Here is a 3,467-nt window from a genome sequence, read left to right on the forward strand (position 1 = left end):
ATCTGTGGGTGGTTTCATTGTGAACTGCCGTGGCACGGAGGTTTCGTGGAGTTGGTTGACGTCGCAGGCTAAGTGGGGTGGCAAAACGATGGGGGCAAAACAATAAAAGGCAGAAAAGCTGATCCCGCTGAAACGATTCCAAATCTACGCCTATTTCTATCATACGACTTTGGCAGTTCCCCATCGTTTTGCCCTCATCGTTTTGCCCCCATCACCCTGCCTTCCCCCCGCGCTGCCGTTCCTTCACCAGCAAACAATCTTCAAGGACGAGCGCGTCCATCTCGGTCTTCATGAAGCACCGAAACGCATCCTCCGGCGATCCGACGATCGGTTCACCGCGGACGTTGAAACTGGTGTTGATCAGCACGGGGCAGCCGGTTTGCCGATGGAACTCAGCGAGCAACGCTTCGAACCGCGGGTTCTTTTCTTTGTCGACGGTTTGCACGCGCGCCGATCCATCGACATGGGTGACCGCGGGCAGCGCGTCGGTTCTCGTTTGACAGACCAACAACATGTAGGGGCTGGTGTGTCCATCGGCCAAATCAAAAAACTCACCGACGTGATCGAGCAAGACGACGGGTGCGAAGGGGCGAAACGATTCACGAAACTTGATCTTCAAATTCATTGTCGACTGCATGTCACTGCAACGGGGGTCGCCGAGGATACTGCGATTGCCCAGCGCCCGCGGTCCGAATTCCGCCCGACCGGCATACCGCCCCACCACCAGCCCCTCGGCCAACAGCGCGGCCGTCCGCCGATCGAGTTCTGCCGGATCGGAGATCACTTCATAGACCGCCCCCTGCCGATCAAGCACCGACTGCACTTGATCGCTCGAAGACTCCGGCCCGAGCAGGCTGCCGCGTTGTGAGTCGCTTTCGGTCGGCTGTCGCGGCTTGTCCAGCAATTGATGCCAGATGAACTGCGCGACGCCCAACGCGCCGCCGGCATCTCCTGCGGCCGGTTGGATCCAGATCGAATCGAACGGGCCTTCGCGAAGCACGCGCCCATTGGCGACACAGTTGAGCGCCACGCCGCCGGCCAAGCACAGGTTGCTGGACTTTGTTTTTTCGTACAGGTGACGTGCCGAACGCAGCACGATCTCTTCGGTCACCACCTGGATCGAAGCGGCCAAGTCGCGGTCCAGATCCTCGATCTCGCTGTCGCGCTGCCGCGGCGGTCGGCCGAACAATCGATGAAACTTCGGCGTCGTCATCCGCAACGACTGGCAGTATCCGAAGTAGTCCAGATTCAGATGGAACGAACCGTCTTCATGAATCGTCAACAACCGGTCTTTGATCACATCGACGTACTTCGGTTGCCCGTAGGGTGCTAAGCCCATCAACTTGTATTCGCCGGAGTTGACGCGAAAACCGCAGTAGTACGTGAATGCGGAGTACAGCAATCCGAGCGAGTGGGGGAACCGGATTTCATCGGTCAGTTGGATCTTGTTCCCCTGTCCGACGCCCATCGTGGTCGTGGCCCATTCACCGACGCCGTCCATCGTCAAAATCGCGGCCTGATCAAAGGGCGATGGAAAGAACGCGCTGGCCGCGTGAGACTGGTGGTGATGACAGAACGCGATGCGGCGTTTGAAACCATTTCCAAGTCCGCGTCGGATCTCGCGTCTCAGATGTAGCTTCTCCGTCATCCACGCGGGCATCGCTTTCCAAAACGACCGGAATCCCCGCGGCGCGAACGACAGATAGGTTTCCAACAGTCGGTCGAATTTCAACAGCGGCTTTTCATAAAAACCGACATGGTCCAGTTCGTCGGCGGTGATCCCCGCCCGCTGCAAACAAAACTCGATCGCGTGGATCGGAAATGCCGCGTCATGCTTTTTGCGAGTGAAACGTTCTTCCTGCGCCGCGGCAACGATTTCGCCATCGATCAAAAGGACCGCGGCGGAATCGTGATAGAAAGCGGACAGACCCAAGATTGCCGTCATCGATCGGCCTCGGCGGCAAGGTTGACAAAGCGAATCGGCGGCAACTGGTCGGCCAACAACGCAAGAGCAGCGTCGACAACACCTTGGCCGGCCAATTCAGCCAGCGAACGTGACGCGTCGACGTCACAGGATTTTAGCAGCACCAACTCATCGGCACCGACCAAAATGGACAACCAACCCGCAATCGCGTCCGTCGTCGTCGTCCAGTCTTCGGGCAAGGGTGTTTCTGTCGCGGCATGATAGAACGCGTCGACCGCGACCAGATGGCAGTGACACTCTGAACTGCGTTTCAGTCGCTCAAACTGCTCGGGAGTCGATTCGAGTTGCCATCCATCCAACTGCGGGCCCAGCCACTCGAACGTCGTCCGCAACAGTCCGACGCACTGCCAATGCAGCCAGCTCGATGGACTGGGGAAGGCGGCATCCAAACGACGCACCGCATCGATCAATTCACCGCCACCGACAATCCCGATCGTTTGTGCGGGCGGTTGTCTCACGGCCCATGCCTGAATCGAATCCGAGAGCGCGTCTCGCAACAACAGACTCCCGCCGATTTTGATGACTCGTCGCATGGTTGGTGGTGGCGATGAAAGGGTGGCAACCGCTACCGAAAATGGGAAGGAAGACGTTTTCTGCCCGCGGCAGATTCAATGCACAGGCTGGAAGCCTATCCCACAAGGTGCGCAACCGCAAAGGCCGGTGCGCAACGAGAAACATCATCACCCAAAATCGCGGGAAGTGAAATCCGTTGGCGGCCATCGCTATCGGTGGGAAGTAAATCGCTGCAGTGCCCGCTGACGACCAGGGGGCCACGCCCGCCGAACGCCGCAATCGCCTCGGAGACGATCGCCTGGGCCCGCTGGTGCACTTGGATCGCCAGTTGTTTCGCGTTTTCCACGTCAACGGTTCGGTGGTCCAGCCCGATCATCCGTGCGATTCGATTGGCGGCATGAAAGGCGTCGCGTGGTTTGCCATCGGCGCTGCGGCAATCCGAAGCGTCGCCAGGCTGGTACCCCAACAACAACCGCACGTCATCCATCGTGGCAAACACTTCACGCATCACCGCAACTGGATGCCCCTGCCAATCCAAGTGATCGACCAACGCACAAACCGGAGTCCGCCCGCCGCCGAGGTAAACGAGCGTGCCTTCGGACAACCGATCAAAATCGGTCCGGCTTGCGGTTGCCACTCCACCGTCACACAGCGGAATCAGATCGGTCGTGGTGGACCCGATATCGACCAGCAATCCGCCCCCGGACAACTGCGACGCGAAACGTCGGGCGCCCCACTTCGCCAGCGCATGCCAATTGGCCGCGGCAATCAGATCGACGTGTTCCATCGCCCACGCCGCGGAATGAACGTGTCCATCGACGGCATAAAAGAGCGGCGACGAACATCCACATTGCTTCACCGCACGGCAGACCTGATCGACGATGTGTTGCACGCCGACGCAACGATCTAGAAAACAATCCGCCAGCTCGCCGGTCATCGTCACCACGACGCGTGAGGCATCGGGATAGGC

Annotated in this window: 3 protein-coding genes; all 3 read right to left on the bottom strand. The window is 59.1% G+C overall.

Features of this window, described 5'->3' with window-relative positions; genetic code table 11:
• Positions 1 to 211: 211 nt before the first annotated feature.
• A complete protein-coding gene (locus tag ABX749_RS26445; protein ID WP_372898643.1) occupies positions 212 to 1,945 on the bottom strand; it encodes a carbamoyltransferase in 1,734 nt (577 codons plus the stop codon).
• Positions 1,942 to 2,517: a protein kinase gene (locus ABX749_RS26450; protein WP_372898644.1), complete on the bottom strand. Its 576-nt coding sequence runs from the start codon at positions 2,515 to 2,517 to the stop codon at positions 1,942 to 1,944. The genes ABX749_RS26445 and ABX749_RS26450 overlap by 4 nt, the downstream gene beginning before the upstream one ends.
• A 95-nt stretch (positions 2,518 to 2,612) precedes the next feature.
• On the bottom strand, positions 2,613 to 3,467 hold an 855-nt coding region (locus ABX749_RS26455; RefSeq protein ID WP_372898645.1), incomplete at its 5' end, for a hydantoinase/oxoprolinase family protein.

Origin of the sequence: Stieleria sp., from assembly GCF_041595215.1 — a bacterium.
GTDB classification, from domain to species: Bacteria; Planctomycetota; Planctomycetia; order Pirellulales; family Pirellulaceae; genus Stieleria; species Stieleria magnilauensis.